The sequence below is a fragment of the Nostoc sp. UHCC 0251 genome (genome assembly GCF_034932245.1).
GTDB lineage: Bacteria > Cyanobacteriota > Cyanobacteriia > Cyanobacteriales > Nostocaceae > Nostoc.
Genome location: NZ_JAYGHD010000363.1, coordinates 1 through 19,326, shown reverse-complemented (window position 1 = coordinate 19,326; position 19,326 = coordinate 1). Strand labels below are relative to the sequence as shown.

Annotated in this window: 16 protein-coding genes and 1 tRNA gene; 6 read left to right on the top strand and 11 right to left on the bottom strand. The window is 43.4% G+C overall.

Annotated elements, in window-relative coordinates; genetic code table 11:
- Positions 1 to 191: 191 nt before the first annotated feature.
- The 5 genes from fba to pdhA all read right to left on the bottom strand — a co-directional run bounded on the left by fba (position 192) and on the right by pdhA (position 4,541).
- Positions 192 to 1,271 carry a class II fructose-bisphosphate aldolase gene (gene fba / locus VB740_RS30720; protein ID WP_190940262.1) on the bottom strand — a complete coding sequence of 360 codons (1,080 nt, stop codon included), beginning with the start codon at positions 1,269 to 1,271 and terminating at the stop codon, positions 192 to 194.
- Positions 1,272 to 1,587: 316 nt separating this feature from the next.
- A complete protein-coding gene (locus tag VB740_RS30715) occupies positions 1,588 to 2,277 on the bottom strand; it encodes a Uma2 family endonuclease (protein ID WP_323203619.1) in 690 nt (229 codons plus the stop codon).
- A gap of 105 nt (positions 2,278 to 2,382) precedes the next feature.
- Positions 2,383 to 2,454: transfer RNA gene (locus VB740_RS30710), tRNA-Lys, on the bottom strand.
- A gap of 61 nt (positions 2,455 to 2,515) precedes the next feature.
- On the bottom strand, positions 2,516 to 3,385 hold the full coding sequence (locus VB740_RS30705; protein WP_323203618.1) for an aldose epimerase: 870 nt from the start codon (positions 3,383 to 3,385) through the stop codon (positions 2,516 to 2,518).
- Positions 3,386 to 3,506: 121 nt separating this feature from the next.
- On the bottom strand, positions 3,507 to 4,541 hold the full coding sequence (gene pdhA, locus VB740_RS30700; protein ID WP_323203617.1) for a pyruvate dehydrogenase (acetyl-transferring) E1 component subunit alpha: 1,035 nt from the start codon (positions 4,539 to 4,541) through the stop codon (positions 3,507 to 3,509).
- A 764-nt stretch (positions 4,542 to 5,305) separates the two neighbouring features.
- Here pdhA and VB740_RS30695 point away from each other — a divergent pair.
- Complete coding sequence (locus tag VB740_RS30695) at positions 5,306 to 7,612, top strand: IMS domain-containing protein (protein WP_323203616.1); 2,307 nt, start codon at positions 5,306 to 5,308, stop codon at positions 7,610 to 7,612.
- Between the two features lie 16 nt (positions 7,613 to 7,628).
- On the opposite strand, the gene dhaL is transcribed toward VB740_RS30695, so the two are convergent.
- From dhaL to VB740_RS30680, 3 genes are all read right to left on the bottom strand, one after another.
- Positions 7,629 to 8,270: a dihydroxyacetone kinase subunit DhaL gene (gene dhaL, locus VB740_RS30690; protein WP_323203615.1), complete on the bottom strand. Its 642-nt coding sequence runs from the start codon at positions 8,268 to 8,270 to the stop codon at positions 7,629 to 7,631.
- Between the two features lie 24 nt (positions 8,271 to 8,294).
- Positions 8,295 to 9,371, bottom strand: a complete 1,077-nt coding sequence (dhaK, locus tag VB740_RS30685; protein WP_323203614.1) for a dihydroxyacetone kinase subunit DhaK — start codon at positions 9,369 to 9,371, stop codon at positions 8,295 to 8,297.
- A 192-nt stretch (positions 9,372 to 9,563) separates the two neighbouring features.
- Positions 9,564 to 10,439, bottom strand: a complete 876-nt coding sequence (locus tag VB740_RS30680) for an MBL fold metallo-hydrolase (RefSeq protein WP_323203613.1) — start codon at positions 10,437 to 10,439, stop codon at positions 9,564 to 9,566.
- A 190-nt stretch (positions 10,440 to 10,629) separates the two neighbouring features.
- Between VB740_RS30680 and VB740_RS30675 the strand changes: the two genes are divergently transcribed.
- Both VB740_RS30675 and VB740_RS30670 read left to right on the top strand, forming a co-directional pair.
- On the top strand, positions 10,630 to 12,093 hold the full coding sequence (locus tag VB740_RS30675; RefSeq protein ID WP_323203612.1) for a serine/threonine-protein kinase: 1,464 nt from the start codon (positions 10,630 to 10,632) through the stop codon (positions 12,091 to 12,093).
- Between the two features lie 27 nt (positions 12,094 to 12,120).
- Positions 12,121 to 12,306, top strand: coding sequence for a 2-oxoisovalerate dehydrogenase E1 subunit beta (locus tag VB740_RS30670; protein ID WP_323203611.1), 186 nt, complete (start codon positions 12,121 to 12,123; stop codon positions 12,304 to 12,306).
- Between the two features lie 20 nt (positions 12,307 to 12,326).
- Here VB740_RS30670 and VB740_RS30665 read toward each other — a convergent pair whose 3' ends face one another.
- From VB740_RS30665 to VB740_RS30655, 3 genes are all read right to left on the bottom strand, one after another.
- The gene (locus tag VB740_RS30665; RefSeq protein WP_323203610.1) at positions 12,327 to 12,590 is read right to left on the bottom strand and encodes a type II toxin-antitoxin system HicB family antitoxin; all 264 of its coding nucleotides are present in this window, start codon (positions 12,588 to 12,590) and stop codon (positions 12,327 to 12,329) included.
- Between the two features lie 164 nt (positions 12,591 to 12,754).
- Positions 12,755 to 13,708: a heme o synthase gene (locus VB740_RS30660; protein ID WP_323203609.1), complete on the bottom strand. Its 954-nt coding sequence runs from the start codon at positions 13,706 to 13,708 to the stop codon at positions 12,755 to 12,757.
- Positions 13,709 to 13,964: 256 nt separating this feature from the next.
- Entirely contained in the window at positions 13,965 to 14,906 is a 942-nt protein-coding gene (locus VB740_RS30655) for a heme A synthase (protein WP_323203608.1), read from the bottom strand.
- Between the two features lie 529 nt (positions 14,907 to 15,435).
- On the opposite strand from VB740_RS30655, the gene VB740_RS30650 reads away from it, so the two are divergent.
- The 3 genes from VB740_RS30650 (at position 15,436) to VB740_RS30640 (ending at position 19,092) form a co-directional block, all read left to right on the top strand.
- Positions 15,436 to 16,521: a cytochrome c oxidase subunit II gene (locus VB740_RS30650; protein WP_323203607.1), complete on the top strand. Its 1,086-nt coding sequence runs from the start codon at positions 15,436 to 15,438 to the stop codon at positions 16,519 to 16,521.
- Positions 16,522 to 16,623: 102 nt separating this feature from the next.
- Positions 16,624 to 18,360, top strand: coding sequence for a cytochrome c oxidase subunit I (gene ctaD, locus VB740_RS30645; RefSeq protein ID WP_323203606.1), 1,737 nt, complete (start codon positions 16,624 to 16,626; stop codon positions 18,358 to 18,360).
- Positions 18,361 to 18,465: 105 nt separating this feature from the next.
- Entirely contained in the window at positions 18,466 to 19,092 is a 627-nt protein-coding gene (locus VB740_RS30640; RefSeq protein WP_323203605.1) for a heme-copper oxidase subunit III, read from the top strand.
- Positions 19,093 to 19,326 lie beyond the last annotated feature (234 nt).

The following is a 19,326-nucleotide window of genomic DNA, read 5'->3' as shown; positions in this document are numbered from 1 at the left end:
AATGCCCAATGCCCAATGCCCAATGCCCAATGCCCAATGCCCAATGCCCCATTCCCAATGCCCAATGCCCCATTCCCAACCCTAATGAATAAAACAAAAAACCGGGTGTTTACCCGGTTTCTGACAACATTAAAATCCTCAATTTTTTAGGAGCATAGCAGTACTATGCCACTATTTATTTGTTGTCAAAATTAAACTTTAGCAGCTGATTTGGTAACAACGTTGAGTTCACCTTTAGCATACTTAGCAGCAAAATCTTCCAAAGAAATTTGCTTAATCTTGCTTGCGTTCCCAGCTGTGCCAAATTGCTGATAGCGTTCAGCACAAACCTTCTGCATGTATGTAATGGAAGGCTTGAGGAAGTGACGGGGGTCAAACTCCTCTGGTTTTTTAGCCAAAGCTTCACGTACAGCAGCAGTGATAGCCAAACGGTTGTCGGTGTCGATGTTTACTTTACGTACACCACTCTTAATACCTTTTTGGATTTCTTCTACAGGTACGCCGTAGGTTTCAGGAATTGCACCACCATACTGGTTAATCAGTGCAAGCAAATCTTCAGGTACAGAAGAAGAACCGTGCATTACTAAGTGGGTATTAGGCAAACGGCGGTGAATTTCTTCAATGCGGCTGATTGCCAAAATTTCGCCAGTCGGTTTGCGGGTAAACTTGTAAGCACCGTGGCTTGTGCCAATGGCAACAGCCAAAGCATCTACTTGGGTTGCTTCTACAAATTCAACAGCTTCATCGGGGTCGGTTAGCAGTTGTGAGTGGTCAAGTGTACCTTCAAAGCCGTGACCATCTTCAGCTTCACCAGCACCAGTTTCTAGAGAACCCAAACAACCTAGTTCACCTTCAACGCTGACACCCAAAGCATGAGCTACATTTACAACTTCGCGGGTAACATTAACGTTGTACTCGAAGCTCGCGGGGGTCTTAGCATCAGCTTCTAAAGAACCATCCATCATCACACTGGTGAAGTTGTTCTTAATTGCTGAGTAGCAGGTAGCAGGCGCATTACCATGATCTTGGTGCATGACAATGGGAATGTGAGGATAGGTTTCTACCGCTGCCAAAATCAGGTGGCGTAGAAAGTTTTCTCCTGCATAATTACGAGCGCCGCGTGAAGCTTGCAAAATTACGGGGCTATCTGTCTCGACAGCAGCCTTCAGGATTGCCTGAATCTGCTCCAAATTGTTAACGTTGAAAGCTGGGATGCCGTAACCGTTTTCAGCTGCGTGATCCAACAGCAGCCGCAGTGGTACAAGCGCCATAGATAGTCCTCCTAATGTGGTTGTCAGCTAGTCGGTCTGAGAGAAGCGTAATTATTACGCTAAATCTTAAGAGTTTTTTCAACTTATAGGAAATTATAACTAGTGTCGTGTGTCTATGTTGAAAAAGTTTACGCCATCGTTATTATAAATGTGTTCTATACTTGCCCTCTACTGCTGTACTATGCCCCACACTTGCTCTGTATTGCTGTACATTTAGTTACCCTACAGGTAGTAGCTCTGGTAGCCCAGTATCCCAAATGGTCATCTCAAAGCGATCGCAATCCTAACTATTTTGACAAATCTACAAGCGATCGCATCAGGCAAAAGACTCTAGTCTCTGGACAAATGCTACGTGTTCAGGAGATTGTAAGCCTGTTTGTAAAATTGTCAACACAGACTGCATATTCCCCGCTAATAACTCTGCAACCCCTAACCACAACCCCGGAAAAACTTGACTTCGCAGAATTCCGTTACTATCAGCAGCCAACTCTAGATACTCACCCTCTTCCAAATAGAACCAGGTCAATTTCTGATCGAGTACTTGCCAGACGATATATTCTTTGACTCCATTGCGACGATAGGCTTGTTTTTTAGCATGGAGGTCGATGGCGACACTACTAGCAGCAATTTCGACAATTAGCTCTGGTGCGCCTTCAATATAATCATCGTCACTCAGTCTTACTTGACCACCCGCTTCTGGGTTGATCAGAAGTACAGCATCTGGTTGGGGTTCGTTATCTAAGTCTAGGCGGACAGTGGGTTCTACTCCCAAAGCTACACCAAGTGTCGCGGCTTCGTAAGTACCGAGCCATGCAATAATCCAACCATGCGGTTGACCATGACTTCTAAAACGCAAAGCAGCAGGCATGTAGACAATTCCCTCAATCAATTCGGCTTTTTTCAAATTAGGCATGGCGTTGTAGCGACGCTCAAATTCATAAAGGCTGAGTTTGTCGCCATTTTCCAGAAGGGGAATTGTCCAATGCTGTGGAAGTGTTTTTACCATGAAAATGGTGTTTGGGATTAGTCTATGCCTATCCTAACGAATTGCAGAAATTTCTTGAATGCTGCGATCGCCTTCTTTTAATCTAATAATATTATGTTAATTTTATGGGTCGCCCGGGGCTCGAACCCGGAGCAAATCGGTTAAAAGCCGAGTACTCTACCATTGAGTTAGCGACCCTTTCGCTGCATTTCGCAACTTTGCCATCATAGCACAGACATCTGTAGATTTGTAAATGGGTTTAGAAAAAATTAGCCGTCAACCTTATAGATGCTGTATGGCTAGCTCCTGGTGCTAACACAGTCAGGTTATCACCAGTATTAAGAGAGTTACGGGTGGCACTCCACGGTTCTAGACAGTAGAATTCTTTGCCTTTGACTGTCCAAAATACCAGGTAGGTAGAAAAATCATCATAATCCAAGGTGAGCTTTAACTTACGACTGCCATCTATTGCAGTGGCCGATTGACTCGTTAACTGTCCAAAGGCAAAATCAATTTCATCACGGCTAAAGTCAAAATTGCCATCAAAAGAGTGAAATTCCTTAGTTTGATTGTCTTGATACTGCTTTGAAGGAATTTCAAGCTCTAGCTGAGTTTTATCACCACACAGAAAGTAGGGATGGAAACCAGCCGAAAAGGGCATTGGTGTGGATGACAAGTTTTTATACTGCTGGCGGACTTCTAGGGTATTACCTTGAAGTTCGTAGGTGAAAGCCAGCTGAAAATCAAAAGGATAAACTGCCTTAGTTTGCTCATTGCTATCAAGAACAACAGTGAGACTAGCTTTATCTCCAGTTTCTTGTTCTGTTACTTTCCACGGCAATTCACGGGCAAAACCGTGTTGTTTTAGAGTATATTTTTGTCCGTTGTGAGTGTAAGTATTGTCTGGTAGATTGCCACAAATAGGAAACAAAATTGGATTTCCACCTCTAACACTCAACTCAGGATGAGTAAAGCGTTCAGTGTCCAGATAGAAAATTTCTTGCCCTTGAATGCACCAACGGGTGATAATACCACCGCGTTCTGGTACGACTTCCAACTGAGAACTAGTGGCTTCGTCAGAAAGAATATAGGTCTTGTACTGTTGCTGTTGAACTGCAATGGAAAACATAAGTTTAGTCCTAATTGAGCATTGGGTATGGAGCATAGGGAATGGGGCATGGGGCATGGGGCATAACGTACTCTAAATCCCCACTCCCTATTCCCTATTCCCTACTCCCATTCCCTAGAATTTACTCGTCTTCTGCAAACACAAAACGATATAACTCGCTAGGGTCTGGTTCTGGGCTGCTTTCGGCGAATTTAACCGCGTCGTCGATTACATCCTGAATTTTACGATCAATTGCTTTGATTTCTTGATCGTCCGCCAGATTTTGCTCTAGCAAATAAGCTGCTAACTTCTTAATTGGGTCACGGGCGAACCAAAATTCTTTTTCCGCCTTGCTTCGCATTTCATCTGGGTCAGCCAAGGAGTGACCCCGGAAGCGGTAGGTAAGCGCCTCAATTAATGTTGGGCCTTCACCTGCACGGGCACGAGTTACGGCTTCTTGAGCCACGGCTCGGACTGCTAGTACATCCATGCCATCTACTTCTACGCCCACCATGTTAAATGCACTGGCTTTTTTATAAATCTCTGGCTGAGAAGTGGCTCGTTCGTGAGACATTCCAATGGCCCACTTATTATTTTCGACTACAAACAGAATTGGCAGTTTCCATAAAGCCGCCATATTTAGCGTCTCGAAAAACTGACCGTTGTTAGCTGCACCGTCGCCAAAAAAGCAAGCTGTCACTTGGTCAGCATTTTTATCTCCCAACACTTCGCGGCGGTATTTGCTTTGAAAAGCTGCTCCAGCTGCTACAGGAATTCCCTCAGCCACAAAAGCGTAGCCACCCAGCAAGCGATGTTCCGCAGAAAACATGTGCATGGAACCACCGCGCCCTTTGCTGCAACCTGTGGCTTTACCAAATAATTCTGCCATTACCTCTCTTGCTGGTACTCCCGCGCTTAGAGCATGAACATGGTCGCGGTAAGTACTACAAACATAATCTTCACCCGGTCGCATTGACTGGACAACACCACTGCAAACAGCTTCTTGACCGTTGTACAAATGGACAAAACCAAACATTTTGCCCCTATAGTACATTTCAGCGCACTTGTCTTCAAACAAGCGCCCTAATACCATGTCCTCATACAACCGTAACCCTTCTTCTTTTGTAATGTGCGTAGTAGCAGGATTAAATGTGGGTAAAGTACGCTCTTGAACCATTATTTTTGAGTATCCCTGTTGTACAACTTAAACTTAGGTCTTAAATAAGTTGGTCTGATAACACCTGAGCTTTTAACAGGCTAGCGTTTGCAAGACTCAACAATCAAACTTTATTTATGCACCAAAAAAGAACCTTAGGGAATAGCTGAATTTTTAATTTTTGGTTTTTAACTTTTCAGCCCATGCCCCGTGAGGATTTGACTCTAACGACAATATCTGTCGCTTTGGGTTTTTCTCTCTCACCATTCCCCTTCATAGACTAGCAATCAAGATAAACTGGTTTCTGATATCCATTAACAATTTAAAAAAAAGGAGGCAAAAGTCTCTATATCCAAATAGATAATTGTAATTAAAGGTAAATTATGATATATTTTCCTTCTCTAGTTATCAGGGTCAACCCCCAATAGTGGTATTTTATTGACCTCCTAGTGGGAAAGTCCCATAAAAATCAATCATCAATAGATTCTTGCAACCACAACAATTGTGCCGTGATTAAAAGCGGTAGTTGTGGTTTGTGCTATCGAAGGCTGATAATAGTTGTGTTAAACAAAAATACTAAGAATTAAAACAAAAAATTGAGGCTTTCTGGGCGAAAGCAAAAAATTAGTACTAGAATGTGACTCAAAATTTCGGGAAGGTACAAAACAAGTTGTTGCAATATACACTTGTAGAGTAAGTTCTATACGGCATTTTTATGGCACGGTTTTACAGGCCTGGAAAGCTCTAGGTGAATTATGTTGATCACGGTGCAGAGGAAGTAGGCTGTGCGAATTCCGCTAGATTACTACCGAATTTTAGGACTACCGTTAGCGGCAAGTGATGAACAATTGCGACAGGCATACAGCGATCGCATTGTACAATTGCCTCGACGTGAGTATTCTCAGGCAGCAATTTCTTCTCGTAAACAACTCATAGAAGAAGCTTACGTGGTTTTATCAGATCCAAAACAACGCAGTACCTACGATCATCTCTATCTTGCCCATGCCTATGACCCAGATAACCTTGCTGCTGCCGCAGTAGCACTGGAAAATCGTCCAGAAAGCACCAAAAGGGGTATTGACACCCAGAGTCTAGGCATCGAAATTAGCCAAGACGAATTAGTTGGCGCTTTATTGATTTTGCAAGAGTTGGGAGAATATGAACTTGTATTAAAACTAGGTCGTCCGTACTTAGTAAATAAAAACACTGCTACAAGTGCAAGAAAAAGCAATAATTTAGCAGACGAAGAAATTTATGAAAGTGCTGAACATCCAGATGTTGTTCTCACTGTTGCCCTTGCTTGTCTAGAATTAGGCCGCGAACAGTGGCAGCAAGGTCATCATGAAAATGCTGCCATATCTCTAGAAACTGGTCAAGAACTGCTAGTGCGCGAGGGGTTATTCGCTAGTGTTCAGGCGGAAATTCAGGCTGATCTTTACAAGTTGCGACCATATCGAATTTTGGAGTTGCTGGCACTACCTCAAGAAAAGACCGCCGAACGACAGCAAGGTTTGGAATTATTACAAAACCTCTTAGAAGATCGTGGCGGGATTGATGGCACGAATAATGATGATTCTGGTTTAAACATAGATGACTTTCTGCGGTTTATCCAGCAGTTACGCAACCACTTAACAGTCGCAGAGCAGCACAAGTTATTTGAAGCCCAAAGCAAACGCAATTCTGCTGTTGCAACTTACTTAGCTGTTTATGCCTTGATAGCGCGGGGGTTTGCTCAACGGCAACCTGCTTTAATTCGTCAAGCAAGGCAGATGCTCATGCGTCTGGGCAAGCGCCAAGATGTACATTTAGAACAGTCTTTATGTGCGTTACTCTTGGGACAAACTGAAGAAGCAACCCGTGTTTTAGAACTTAGTCAAGAGTACGAAGCTTTAGCTTTTATTCGGGAAAAATCTCAAGATTCTCCAGATTTGTTACCAGGGCTGTGTCTATATGCAGAACAATGGTTGCAACACGAAGTATTTCCTCATTTTCGAGATTTAGCAAACCAGCAAGCTTTCCTAAAAGATTACTTTGCTAATCAACAAGTGCAAGCTTATTTAGAAGCACTGCCAACTGATGCAGAAACAACTAATGAATGGGCTGTAATTAATTCCCAATATTTTCCCCAGGCCCAAACAAATAAGCCCCATTTCCACAACAATTCAACTAAAACCTCAGCGCAATTTAATCGCAGCAGAACCCCTGACCCAGATTTGCCAGAAACACCAACAAAAGAAACACCCGAATATTCAAACTTCTCACTACCCATGTGGAATTCATCTGAGAGTGTAAAATCAGAGGTTCCCGCTGCTGAACGGATGAGCAGAGGTACTAATCAGCATTTAAACGGTTCAGCTAAGACTGCTGCACCCGGTCATAACCAAAAGCGTAGGCGGAGAAAACCTACTCCATCTGCAAACCGAGAGCGTGTACCAGATAATCGTCCTAATTCTCGTCGTCCTCGGCGGCGGCGAACTTTTGCTAACACCATAGAAGGGAAAACACGGCTGGTATGGAGAGTGTTTATTTCTTTGGTGAGTATATTAGTTTTCTGGGTGTTAGCGACAACAACTTTTGGATGGTTAAAAAATCTGTTTTTTCCTGAACCCTCTCTGCGTGGTATAGAGTTGTTTGTAGAGATGAATCAACCACCAGTATCTATTCCTAATCCAAATGATAAACCACAAGTAACAGATGGCCCTTTAACAAATGCAACGGCAGAGGAAGTTATTCGGACTTGGTTCTCGACCAAAGCCGCAGCTTTAGGGCCCAATCATGAGATTAATAATTTAGATCAGATTTTAACTGGTTCAGCTTTATCTCAATGGCGGCTGATTGCTCAACAGTATCGATCAGACAATCGCTACGGCAAATATGACCATAGCTTGAAGATAGAATCTGTTGAGAAAATTGATTTATTTGCAGATCGTGCCGCAGTGGAAGCTACGGTTAAGGAAGTGGCACAGTTCTATGAAAATGGTCAGTTTAAAAGGTCTTCTAACGATAATTTGCGAGTTCGGTATGATTTGGTTAGAGAACGAGGTAAATGGCGTATTCAGAGTACATCTGTTGTGAATCAGATAATTAGATAAGTTTGAATTTTTCAACTCAAAATTCACCAGAACTTTCTAACACCTCTAACAAACTCTTCAACATCAAATAAGCAGAAGTCCCTCCCGGATCTGGATGTCCAATGCTCCGTTCTCCCAGGTAGCTAGCCCGTCCCTTTCTCGCCTGCATTGGTATAGTTTCTTGCAACCCCCTTTGGGCTGCTGCTACAGCCTGTTGCATAGCTTCCAGCGTTCCCTTATTTTCTCCTACAGCTTGCCCAAAAGCGGCTACAGCCGGAGATAGCACATCCACCATTGTTTTGTCTCCTAGTTGCGCTTTGCCACGTTGCAGCACGCCGTCTAAGCCTGCTTGGAGTAGCCCTAACACATCTTGTTCTGTTAATTCTTGCTTATTTGCTACTGCTGTACTGGCTCGTAAAAACCAAGTGCCATAGAGAGGGCCACTCGCACCGCCAATGGAAGAAATCAAGGTCATACTCACGGCTTTGAGAATGTTGCTGATGTCCTTATCTGTAAGAGTTGGTAATTGAGCGCTTACCTTTTTGAAGCCGCGATCCATATTGATCCCATGATCTGCATCTCCGATCGCAGCATCTAATTCTGTCAAATATGCCTTATTCTGCTCTATCTCTGTTGCAAAAGCCTGCAACCATTGTAATATCTGCGCCTGACTCACCATATTAAAATAATTTGTAATTGATAATTATGAAATTCCCCAGCGCCAACTTGGTGTTTTGACTGGTGCATCCCATAGGCGGATCATCTCGTCATCTAATTTCAGCAGGGTAATGGAACAACCTTGCATTTCTAGAGATGTGATATAAGGGCCTATCAAGTTTCGCACAATTTGCAATCCTTGCTGTTCGCAGATTTGGGCGAGTTTGCGGTAAACAATATACAGTTCAGAAATTGGAGTTCCACCCATACTATTGACGAAAGCTAATAAGCGATCGCCTTTGGCAAATGGGAGATTTATTAGTTCTACATCTACCCATTCTCCTTTGTCTTCATCCCACTCGCGCAGTGTGCGGCTGTATGGTGCATCTTCAAGGAGCGATCGCATCAAAATTTCGGTAATCTCGTCTACTGATTTGATGGATGTACGTTCTATTCCTGGCTCACCGTGAATACCGATGCCTAATTCGATTTCGCGATCGCCCAATTCAAATGTCGGCGTTCCATTAGCGGGGACTGTACAAGATGTTAGAGCAATTCCCATACTCCGCCCATTCAGATTTACTCGGCGACATAAATTTGCTATTTGTGGCAAATCATACCCAGCCTCAGCCGCCGCACCACAAATTTTTTCTGCCAGTATTGTTGTTCCCACACCCCGCCGTCCTTGGGTATAGAGGCTATCTTTCACTGCTACATCGTCATCAATCAAAATATTTAGCGATCGAATACCCTCAGCACGGGCTAACTCCGTTGCCATCTCAAAGTTCATCACATCGCCACTGTAATTTTTGACGATATAAAGGATACCTGAGCCTCCATCTACAAGCTTTGCTGCTTCTAGCATTTGGTCTGGAGTCGGCGAAGTGAAAACCTCACCAGGACAAGCTGCATCAAGCATTCCTCTGCCAACGAAGCCAGCGTGCATTGGTTCGTGTCCACTGCCACCACCTGAAATAATTGCTACTTTTCCTTGTATAGGTGCATCGGCTCGATAGACAAAAGCGGGATCATAATTCAATTTAATTAAATCGGAATGAGCCGCCGCCATACCTTCTAGACTTTCTCGCACAAAGTCTTCCGGCTTGTTGATCAGCTTTTTCATAATCCGTGTTTGGTTAAAAGGGTTCTAAAACCCAGGTTATAGCGCTTATGGTTTGTATGCAATATAGTTTGACCTCTCTCTAAATCTCTCTCCTAAAAGGAGAGAGACTTTGAAATTTCCCCCTTCCCGCATCGGGAAGGGGGTTAGGGGGTTAGGTTTTTCTACATAAGGTAAAAAGTCAGTTATTTAATGTCAATTCAAAGATTCCATTAACTCAATACATTTGTGCATCTGCTGGCGCATGGTTTCCTTATCGGCATGAAACCTTCGCCCATGACCTGGTAGCACCCACTCAAAAGAGTAATTAGCCAAGTTACGCATTGATTTAGTCTGTTTTGACCAAGAATACCAGCAGGCATTGTGGAATGCAGTCAGTTGGTGCAAGCTTTCTGACCAAGCGAGATGATCGCCAGTGAAGAGGAACTTATTTTTGTAGAGTAAAACAGTTTGTCCTTTGGTGTGACCGGGAACTGGGATAATTAATAAATCTGGAGTCAAAGTAAATGCTTCAGAACCAGTTAGCTGTATTTCTACATTGCGAGTGTCCGCAGTAATATCATCAACGTGGAGGATGCGATCGCACTGAAAATGCTCCGCAAATTTTTGATGATCTGCCACATCATCCTTATGAGTTAGGTACATATAACGAATTGGCCCCAGTTCTTCTAAACGTTTGACTAAAGGCGGCGTAAACCGGGGAGAATCCACCAAAATATTACCTTCTGGAAGCTGAATTAAATAGCTAGCAGCACCGTAAGATTTTTCAGAATGATAGCCGCAGTGGTAAATATTTTCTGTTACTAATATTGGAAAACTTTGTTGAACATCTTTGATATCTTTTGGCTTTTCAACTGTACCAATGGAACTGGTTGGACAAGCTAAAAGTGCTTGCAGTGCAGCTAATCTTTCTGCTTCATTGGTTGGTTGATGATAAACAGCCGATTGATCATCTACATCATAAAATACTTCAGGAGCCATCCAGCGACAGGTATCACAATCAATACAGGTAGTATCTACATAAAAATCGCCGTTGACATTTTGGGGACGACGCTGATTTAAATGAGCCATATTAATCCTTTTGCTTCCAGCCGCTTACTGGGAAGCGATAAACTCTATGTCACTAAGCTAGCAAAAGTAACTTGAGACTGTAGCCGCCACTAGAAGTAAATCTGCTCAAAAATATAAAGACTCGTGAAACCCAGTAAGCATAAATTGGGAAAACTGAACATAGACACTATCTGCTGATATATTCCCAAATATGCTTTACTGTTCTAATTCCAGTTGTGCAAATCCCTTTAATCCTGATGACGATAAGTTTTGCATTAAGTGTGGACAAACACTTACACCATTATTTAGAAACCGTTTCCGAGTAATAGGACTTTTGGGTGAGGGTGGATTTAGCAGAACTTATGAAGCTAGGGATGTAGATAAGATAGACGAACCTTGCGTAATTAAACAATTTGTCCCTCAATTTGAAGGAACGGCTGCACTAGAGAAAGCAACGGAGTTATTTAAGCAAGAAGCGAAGCGTCTGTATGACTTGGGAGAACATCCACAAATTCCCCGTTTGATTGCTTATTTTGAACAGGATAAGCGGCTTTATTTGGTGCAAGAGTTAATTCAAGGGCAGAATTTATTACAAGAATTGCAGCAACAGGGAGCCTTTAGCGAAGAAAAGATAAAACAGCTTTTAACTGATTTATTGCCTATCTTGAAGTTTATTCATGAACGCGGTGTAATTCACCGAGACATCAAGCCAGAAAATATCATGCGCCGTCTGGATGGCAAGTTAATATTAATTGATTTTGGTGTTTCTAAACAAATTACAAAAACTTTTGTAGGTGTTGGCACAACATTAGGAACGCCTGGATATACACCATTAGAGCAAATGCGTGGTCAAGTTTTCCCTGCAAGTGACCTTTATAGTTTGGGTGTAACTTGTATTCGGCTATTAACCCAAGTTTTACCAAATGCAGATGGTTCTGATAAGCTTTATGATGCGCTCAGAGGTTGCTGGATTTGGAGAGAATATTTTCCACAAGGTAGAAGTATTACTTCTGAATGTGGCCAAGTTTTAGATAAGTTAATTCAGAATTATGTGAAAGAACGCTATCAATCTACAGATGAAGTGCTAGCAGAGATAAACAATAAACAAACTCAAAAGCAGATTTTATCAAAGTTCCAAAAATTTACAGGATCTACTTTGCCATCTCATATAACTTTAGTATTGACAGCAGATTACAGTAGACTCAAGGATTTACTAGCATCTGCTAGATGGGAAGATGCTAATGAAAAAACTTTTGATATTTTGCTTAAGATATCAGGTAGAAAAAAACAAGATTCACTCTATCTAGAAGATGTAAAAAAATTGTCTTGTCAAGACCTTCGTACTATTGACAGTCTATGGACTAAATATAGCAATGGGCATTTCGGTTTAAGTATCCAAAAACAAATTTGGCAAAATATAAGAGGAAACCAAGAGTCTGATGAGGAAAGTTTGTATCGTTTTGGCACTCAAGTAGGATGGCTGCGCCCTAAAATAGGAAGAAAGCAATTATTTGGTAGTGCAAATTTCTTTTGGCAACAAAAGCCTCCTATATCATTTTATGACCTAACTTTTACTATAAATGCTCCAAAAGGACATTTGCCATGTTTTGGACTTCTTGGTATGACATTAGTAATAAGTTTAATCTTCTTACGATGTGAAGAATGTGGACTTTAAAATCTAGTATTTATGGAAGGATAAGCTATGACTGAAATTGTATTTTTTGTTGAAGATGATCCAGATGGTGGTTATACGGCTAGAGCTTTAAGTGAGTCAATTTTTACTCAGGCTTACGATATAGAAACACTACAGGAAATGGTTCATGATGCAGTTCACTGCCATTTTCCTAATGAACAACGCTGTTCCAAAATAATCTGGATACTGCTTTAAAACTCTGCGTCCCTCTGCGCTCAACTCCGCGTTCCTTTGCGTTTTACTCCTCTTCCCAATATATAGATAATCTCGCCATGAAGTATAGGTAGAGTATGACCCAAACGCAATCCTAAAATAATCCATCCTTCAAGAGCATCTTGCAAATCTTCCCGGCAAGCCTCTAGTGTTGCAGCGTTTGCCCAAACTCCTTGACATTCTGGAATTTCGCTATAAAAAGTTCCATCCTCAAGCAACTCGTAGGTTGCTTTATGCAATGCTGTACGAATGTAATTTGTCAACATTTAGATTCTTACAACTTCATTTAGCTTTTTGATCGATTTGCCTATGACTAAAATTTTACTTTTAATCGCAAATCAGCAAAACTCTAATTATTATGTATAATTTTTAATTTCCAAAAATGCGATCGCGCCCCTTTACCAAACGCGATCGCTAAACTTTGCATCCCCTAAGCAATAAAATGCAACTGATTGATCGCTGCATTAATTAGATTATGGGTTATAGGAAGGCTATCCACTACCATCCCCAGACACAACAGCATCATGTAGGAGATGGAATAAAGAAACAACTCTCTAGCGACAGTGCGATCCTCTGGATTTTGCAACAAACGCCAAGATTTGTGGATAAATAATCCTCCCAGACTTAGGGCGATCGCAGCATAAAGAATTCCACTCGCGCCCAAAGGATAAACCAATAACACGGTTGCAAATACTGTTACCAGCGTGTAATACCAAATCTGCTTCACGGTTGCCGTAGTACCTTCAATCACAGGTAACATTGGTATCCCAACTTTTGCGTAGTCATCTTTAATCATTAGAGCTAGCGCCCAGAAATGGGGTGGTGTCCATAAAAAGACGATGGCAAAAATCAGCCATGCTGACCAGCTTAATGTCCCCGTGACAGCAGCCCAACCCACTAAAGCCGGAATTGCCCCAGCCGCACCACCAACAACGATATTCTGAGGGGTGTGGCGTTTTAGCCAGTGGGTGTAGACCAAAATATAAAAGACGATGCCAGAGAAAGCTAACAGCGCGGCTAACAGATTGGCAAATACTGCTAGGAGTGTAAAGGAAATCGTCGCCAGTGCGATCGCAAAAATTAGAGCATCGCGCGGCTGCACCTTCCCAGAAGGCATCGGACGATGGCGCGTCCGCTCCATGTCATAATCAATATCCCGGTCATAGACACAGTTAATCGTCTGGGCGCTTGCAGCAGCCAAAGTGCCACCAGTGAGAGTTACTAGCAACAGCAATGGGTCTACTTCTCCCTTAGCAGCAATCCACATACTCCCAGCCGTGGTAATCAAAAGCAACGGAATAATCCGAGGCTTCGTTAACTGGTAGTAACTTTGAATTACCTGTAAAAACGTTTGGTGGTGGCGAGAGACATTAGTCTCAATCATTTTGGCTCTGGTTCCTTATTTTTCAACAACTTATATGCAGCCCCCGCTCAAGGCGGCTCTTTCAGGCAAATGAAACACAGATTTTCTGCACCTGCGTGGGTCGCAATACTCGCCGTTGCGGCCATAATTTAGTAGAGACACGATTAATCGCGTCTGTACAGGAGTTTGGAGTAGAGGCGCGATTAATCGCGTCTGTATAGGAGTTATGAGTTAGAAATTCTTCCTTCCGTTACTCTCCCTGTTCCTCACTCCATACTCAGCAGTCATTGCTCAACACTGTGATGTCGCGGCTAGTAGCCCAGTCACGCAGTGCGAGAACTGTGAAAGCCACCAAAGTACCCAGCAAAGCAGCTCCCATAGCTTGATGAGAGACGGTGAGAGGCTCAACTTGGAGGTGTAATTTGAAAGTGGCGAATCCCAACAAGATTTGTAAGGTTAACAACCCACCAGCTATATTTGCCAGTCGCCGTAAGGCTGGATGTAGTGCTGGTGTCCGCCAACAGATAAATACCATTGCCAAGGTTGCCACTGTTGGCGGCACCAAACCAGCAATATGGCTGTACATTACCGTACAAAGTTGAGAACCGCCGAGGCATTGGTGTAGTGCCCAGCGAGAGCCTACCAAAGCACCTAGCAAACTTTGCAGGTAAACCAGAACAGCAGCAGTTAAACCGACCCAAGGCAACTTACCAACGGTTCCAGTTCCCTGATAAGGCGTGAGTGCCGTGCCGATAATCAGCAGGGTGCAAAAAAACAATAGCGCCGTTCCTAAATGAGCGGTAACAATATCAAACCGCAATAGTTCGGTAACGGTGAGTCCACCCAAGATGCCTTGGAAGACAATTAAAAATAGGGCGAATGTGGATGCCCAAGGCAGCCATCTGGGTAAGAAACGACGATGCCACCAGGACAAGCCAAAGAGTGCGATCGCGCTTACACCAATTAAAGCTGCATCCAATCGGTGAAACCACTCCAAAAACACTTGGAGATTCATTTGCTTGGCTGGTACAAGTTCGCCATAGCATAAGGGCCAGTCTGGGCAAGCAAGTCCAGCATTCATCACGCGGGTGGCGCTGCCTATTGCCATCAAAATTAAGGTGGCTATGCATATTTTCCACACCAAGCGACGAATCATTTCCTTGGGCTTTTGCTGCTCAACTGCCGCTTCATTTTGTTGTTGTAGGACAAATTCGCTCATGAAGGATACCTTCTGCCCGCTCTTGGTGGATCTGTTAAAATTTTCAGTTTTCTTTTAGCGTCCTATCTTCACCCTAGCGTATAGGCTAAGGGTTTATAGATTAGCACTCACTTATACTTTGAATCACTCCAGAAAGGTTTTGCCTGAAGCTTTAGGTATTTTTCAAGATGTGAAAAATTGATTAATCACAATTAATTTAAGCATTCTAAATTTTTCCTTAAGTTTTTCCACTGAATTTTAGAAGAAGGCAGGAGGCAGGAGGAAATAATTATGAATGAATTTAGTTTTGGGTATAAAACCCGGTGGTTCAATACCCATGCTTTTAAATGCATCTGGGTTACTCCTACCTTCCTTCTACCTCCTGCCCCCTGCCTCCTGCCTCCTGATAGTCACCTTGTACCCAAAATTAGTAAAATAGTTAAAAAAATTAATAAAAATTTCAGACCTTTGTACTCCATGCCTTCCAGCCTAGACTACCTTAGTAAGTGAGTAGCTTTAAAATAACGTAGTAAATTCAATTAAGTAAGCCGTGAAGATTCCAAGTTCAATCTGGACATTACTCATTGGCATCGTGCTAACGCTAGTCAGCCTTTGGTATGGTCAAAATCACGGTCTGTTGCCAGCAGCAGCCACGGATGAAGCCGTATTAGTGGATGGTCTATTCAACGCGATGATGATCATTTCTACAGGTATATTCCTACTCGTAGAAGGTATTTTAATTTACTCCGCATTTAAATACCGTCGGCGTGCAGGTGACAATGAAGACGGTCCACCAGTTGAGGGCAATGTACCTCTAGAAATTCTCTGGACGGCGATCCCAGCAATTATCGTTATCGGTATTTCTGTTTACAGCTTTGATGTCTACAACGAAATCGGTGGCTTTGATCCCCATGCTATTCATGAAGCGCCGATGATGAATCAGGAGTCAATGGCAATGCCTGGAAGTGCGATGGCGGCAACTTTAAGCGATACTCCTCCTAGCACCGAACCCAACCTCAATCAAGAAAAATCTGATGAGGCAATGCAAGACCCAGGTACCGCAGCAGTCCGCAATGCTGACCAAATTCCCCAACTGCGGAATGCTCCAGGTGTCGGTAGTGTTGCTCCCACAATTGGGGGCACTCCTGATAAAGCAGGCAAACCAGCAGGATTACAGGTCAACGTCACAGGTCTACAATATGCCTGGCTTTTCACTTATCCTGAAACTGGTATAACTACAGGTGAAATGCACGTCCCCATCGGACGAGAAGTAGAAATCAATATGACAGCCAACGATGTCATCCACGCCTTTTGGGTGCCAGAGTTCCGTCTGAAACAAGATGCGATCCCTGGTAGACAAAGCGAGATTCGCTTCACACCCAAAAAAGCAGGAGATTATGTCCTAATCTGTGCTGAACTTTGTGGCCCCTATCACGGTGCAATGAGAGCAACAGTAGTCGTTGAGCCAGAAGAAGCCTTTGACAAATGGATGCAAGAACAGCTAGTTGCTAGCCGTGAAACACTAAACCAAGCCGTTGCTGTTAACCCTGCGAATCTATCCCCAAATGAATTTCTCGCTCCTTACACCAAGGACATGGGAATTAAACCAGAAATCCTCCATCAAGTTCACCATTAGTCATTGGTCATTGGTCATTAGTCATTAGTCATTGGTCTAAATAAGTGACAAATGACAACTGACAACTGACAAAGGACAAATGACAAAAGATAACTAACGACTATGACACAAGCTCAGTTGCAAGAAACTGCCAATATCCCTGCCCTTAGTGAAGAACCAGGGGTCAGAAAATGGCAAGACTTCTTTGGCTTTCAAACCGACCATAAGGTGATTGGGATTCAATACCTAGTCACTTCGTTTATTTTCTACTGCATTGGCGGTGTAATGGCTGACTTGGTTCGCACAGAACTGCGAACTCCAGAGGTAGATTTTGTTACCCCCGAAGTCTACAACAGTCTGTTTACACTGCACGCCACGATCATGATTTTCTTGTGGATCGTGCCAACCGGGGCAGGGTTTGCTAACTATCTAATTCCCCTGATGATTGGGGCAAAAGATATGGCATTTCCTCGGCTGAATGCTGTTGCCTTTTGGATGATCCCCCCTGCGGGTATATTGCTGATCGCCAGTTTAGCGGTAGGCGATGCACCGGATGCAGGTTGGACTTCCTACCCTCCCCTGAGTTTGGTAACAGGGCAAGTAGGGCAAGGCATTTGGATTATGAGTGTCCTATTGCTGGGTACATCATCTATTTTGGGGGCGATAAATTTCCTGGTGACATTGCTGAAGATGCGTATCCCCGGCATGGGCGTTCATCAAATGCCCTTGTTCTGCTGGGCAATGTTCGCCACTTCGGCGCTAGTTTTGGTATCAACCCCAGTGCTAGCAGCTGGTCTAATTCTGCTGGCTTTTGACTTAATTGCCGGGACAACATTTTTTAACCCAACTGGCGGTGGCGACCCAGTAGTATACCAGCACATGTTCTGGTTTTATTCCCACCCAGCGGTTTACATTATGATTTTGCCTTTCTTTGGGGCAATTTCGGAAATTATCCCGGTGCATTCCCGCAAGCCGATTTTTGGCTATAAAGCGATCGCTTATTCGTCTCTTGCCATTAGCTTTTTGGGGCTAATTGTTTGGGCGCACCACATGTTTACCAGCGGTATCCCCGGTTGGTTGCGGATGTTCTTCATGATCACCACCATGATCATTGCCGTACCCACAGGAATTAAAATTTTCAGCTGGTTAGCAACAATGTGGGGTGGAAAAATCCAGTTGAACAGCGCCATGCTGTTCGCCATCGGTTTTGTCGGCACCTTTGTAATTGGCGGGATCAGTGGCGTGATGTTGGCAGCAGTGCCTTTTGATATTCACGTTCACGACACCTATTTTGTGGTCGCTCACTTGCACTACGTCCTATTTGGTGGTAGTGTGCTGGGGATTTTTGCAGGCATCTACCATTGGTTCCCGAAAATCACGGGACGGATGATAAACGAATTTTGGGGTAAGGTTCACTTTGCCTTGACCATTGTGGGTTTAAACATGACCTTTTTACCCATGCACAAACTGGGTTTAATGGGCATGAATCGCCGTATTGCCCAATATGACCCCAAATTCACCACGCTAAACGAAATTTGCACGTATGGTTCTTATATACTGGCAATTTCGACATTCCCCTTCATCATCAATGCCATTTGGAGTTGGTTATACGGCGAGAAAGCTGGTAATAATCCCTGGAGAGCATTGACCTTAGAGTGGATGACGACATCACCACCTGCGATCGAGAATTTTGATCAAACTCCTGTACTGGCTACAGGTCCCTACGACTACGGTTTAGAAAAGGCTGACGAAGGTGTACCCTTATCTGATCCTAATCCCGTCTTGTCTGGCGGGCCCAACTCAGTATTAAGAGCAGAACCCGATCCAGCGGTTGCTGCTAATCCCGAAGACCGGAAATAAATAGGATATGGGGCATGGGGAATTGGGCATTGGTCAATATCAATAGTTCTTCTCCCCCCACTCCCCAATCCCTACTCCCCACTCCCCCTCTAAACATTAAAATTCATGCAAAGTCAAACTATTGACCCAGCTAAAACCGAACTAAATCATCACCACGCGGCGGAAGCGTCCGTCGGCCATCACGAAGAACATCCAGACCATCGTCTGTTTGGGCTAATTGTCTTCCTGATTGCTGAAGGGATGATTTTTATGGGGTTGTTCGGAGCCTATTTGGCTTTCCGTGCTACCTTACCTGCATGGCCGCCAGCAGGTACTCCAGAATTAGAACTACTGTTACCTGGAGTCAACACTATCAATCTAATTTCTAGTAGTTTTGTCATGCACAATGCCGACACTGCTATTAAAAAGAACGATACGCAGGGTGCACAAATCTGGTTAGCAATTACTGCTGCGATGGGTGCTATTTTCTTGGTTGGTCAAGTATATGAGTATACCCATTTAGAATTTGGTTTAACTACCAATTTATTTGCTAGTGCATTTTACGTTTTGACTGGTTTCCACGGTTTGCACGTTACCATTGGCGTTTTAGCAATCGTTGCTGTGTTATGGCGATCGCGCCTTCCGGGTCACTATAGTAACGAAAAGCACTTTGGCATTGAAGCAGCCGAAATCTACTGGCACTTCGTTGACGTGATTTGGATTATTTTGTTCGGATTACTGTATCTACTGTGAGTATTAATTATTAGTTGTTCATTCCACGCGAACAGCTTAATAAGCCCCCACGAGGGGGCTTTTTTAATTAATAGAATGCTGTCGTTGCAGTTAGCTACCTTGTCACATTGTTTTATGAAGAAGGGGAAGGGGGAAGGGGGAAAGGTAAAAACCTCGCCCGAAGTCAAGCGAAATAATCAAAATTTGATGGGGAAGGTAAAAACCTCGCCCGAAGTCAAGCGACAATCATCATCC

Bases quoted from the DNA above. Each gene is read 5' to 3' on its own strand.
- fba (WP_190940262.1), bottom strand. From the start codon at position 1,271: ATGGCGCTTGTACCACTGCGGCTGCTGTTGGATCACGCAGCTGAAAAC.
- VB740_RS30715 (WP_323203619.1), bottom strand. From the start codon at position 2,277: ATGGTAAAAACACTTCCACAGCATTGGACAATTCCCCTTCTGGAAAAT.
- VB740_RS30705 (WP_323203618.1), bottom strand. From the start codon at position 3,385: ATGTTTTCCATTGCAGTTCAACAGCAACAGTACAAGACCTATATTCTT.
- pdhA (WP_323203617.1), bottom strand. From the start codon at position 4,541: ATGGTTCAAGAGCGTACTTTACCCACATTTAATCCTGCTACTACGCAC.
- dhaL (WP_323203615.1), bottom strand. From the start codon at position 8,270: ATGGTGAGTCAGGCGCAGATATTACAATGGTTGCAGGCTTTTGCAACA.
- dhaK (WP_323203614.1), bottom strand. From the start codon at position 9,371: ATGAAAAAGCTGATCAACAAGCCGGAAGACTTTGTGCGAGAAAGTCTA.
- VB740_RS30680 (WP_323203613.1), bottom strand. From the start codon at position 10,439: ATGGCTCATTTAAATCAGCGTCGTCCCCAAAATGTCAACGGCGATTTT.
- VB740_RS30675 (WP_323203612.1), top strand. From the start codon at position 10,630: ATGCTTTACTGTTCTAATTCCAGTTGTGCAAATCCCTTTAATCCTGAT.
- VB740_RS30670 (WP_323203611.1), top strand. From the start codon at position 12,121: ATGACTGAAATTGTATTTTTTGTTGAAGATGATCCAGATGGTGGTTAT.
- VB740_RS30665 (WP_323203610.1), bottom strand. From the start codon at position 12,590: ATGTTGACAAATTACATTCGTACAGCATTGCATAAAGCAACCTACGAG.
- VB740_RS30660 (WP_323203609.1), bottom strand. From the start codon at position 13,708: ATGATTGAGACTAATGTCTCTCGCCACCACCAAACGTTTTTACAGGTA.
- VB740_RS30655 (WP_323203608.1), bottom strand. From the start codon at position 14,906: ATGAGCGAATTTGTCCTACAACAACAAAATGAAGCGGCAGTTGAGCAG.
- ctaD (WP_323203606.1), top strand. From the start codon at position 16,624: ATGACACAAGCTCAGTTGCAAGAAACTGCCAATATCCCTGCCCTTAGT.
- VB740_RS30640 (WP_323203605.1), top strand. From the start codon at position 18,466: ATGCAAAGTCAAACTATTGACCCAGCTAAAACCGAACTAAATCATCAC.